The organism is Burkholderia sp. Ac-20379 (genome assembly GCF_017104645.1).
In the GTDB taxonomy this organism is placed as follows: domain Bacteria; phylum Pseudomonadota; class Gammaproteobacteria; order Burkholderiales; family Burkholderiaceae; genus Burkholderia.
On record NZ_JAAGPF010000666.1, the window covers coordinates 1 to 1,538 of the forward strand.

Sequence of the window (1,538 nt, forward strand, 5' to 3'; positions counted from 1 at the left end):
TCGCCGGCCGCGCGGATCGCGTCGGCCGCGTTCGCGATGGCGACGAGCGCCCTGCCGTCCTGCCCGGGCGCCGCTTGCCACTGAGTCTGCTTCTGCGCAGCCGAACCCGTGGCCGCGGACGGCGCGGCGGGCGGCGTCTTGCGCGTGGCCGCCGCATCGGGCGCGGCGTAGCGTTCGTAGGCGTCACGCATCCGGTAGAGCTGCGTCGCGAAATAGCCCGCGCTGAAGCGGCCCCGGTTGAGCAGCAACTGCTGCGTGTCGTAGCCGAAGTCGAGGCTCTGCGCGCCGTCGGCCGCCAGGTAGTTGGTCGAGCCCACGCGCGTGCGGAAATTCAGTTCGAACTGCGACGTGCCCGCCACCTCGGCGAGGCCCGGCTTGAAGCCCTGACGCGGCGTGAGCGGCAGGCTGACCGACGCGCCGATGAACGAGCCGTGGCCGCTGTGCTGCGCCTGGAAGCTGAACGCGACATCGTCGAACCAGCGCGTGGCCACCACCAGCGGCCCCTTGTCGCCGCCCACGTAGCGCGCCACGCCCGCCTCGATCCACAGCTTCCAGGCCGGCTGCACCCAGCGATAGGTCAGCGACGCGTTCTTGACGTCCGGCAGCGCGTCCTTGCCCGGCTCGCGGCGCAGGTAGGCCAGCTTCAGGCGCACCACGTCGGGCCGGCCCGGCACGAACGCCGTCGTCTCGTTCTCGACGCCGAGGTATTGCAGGTCGAACTTGCCCGCCGCCGTCACGTTCAGCACGCGTGGCGCGATCCAGAAGCTCTGCGCGAGCGCCGCATCGGCGATGCCGCCGCGCAGGCGGTAGGCGCTGTAGAAGCGGCCGTTGTCCATGTTGCGGCTGTTGGCGAGCGGCGCGATCGCGCTCGCGTAGAACTCCGCGCCGCGCCAGAGCGGCACGAACGCACGCACCTGGGCGCCGACCGAATAATCGAAGTTGCCGTAATCGGTGCCGTACAGATAGTTGGTGACCGGCGCGATCTCGAAGCGCACGTAGCTGTGGCGGCCCGTCTTGCCCGACCAATCGACGCTGGCCGAATCGTAGGTGGGGCGCATGCGCATCGTCAGCGACGCGCTTGCCGTGGTCGGCGCGCCGCCCGCGAGGAACGCCGCATACGCGCCGCGATCCACGCTCACCTCGGCCATCGCCGCGTTCGCCTTGCGGATCACCACGCGGATCGTGTCGATCTCGCCGCCCGCATGGCGCACGGCGATGCCGAGCGCAATACCCAGCGCATCGGCTTCGTTCTGGTTGTAGCGGTGGTTTTCGTATTCGACCACCAGGTCGTGGCCGACGATGCCCGCGCGGCCGCGTTCGAGCCCGGCGTCGGACAGCGCATCGACGATCGCGTCGAGCGAGGTCGGCCCGCTCGCCACCGGCACGATCGCGCCGACCCGCTGCATCGTTGCGTGCGCATCCATCTCGCCAGCCGGCGCGGGCCGCAGCGCGGACCAGGCGACGGCCGGCAGCAGGAGCGGCGTGGCGGCGTTGGCCGAAACCGGATCGCTTGCGTGGCCGGCGGCCGCGCTCGCGTC

Annotated in this window: 1 protein-coding gene; it reads right to left on the reverse strand. The window is 71.3% G+C overall.

The window, feature by feature from the left end:
- Positions 1–1,538 (reverse strand): YjbH domain-containing protein (locus G3N92_RS33780; protein ID WP_206131834.1); only part of this gene is annotated, 1,538 nt, incomplete at both ends.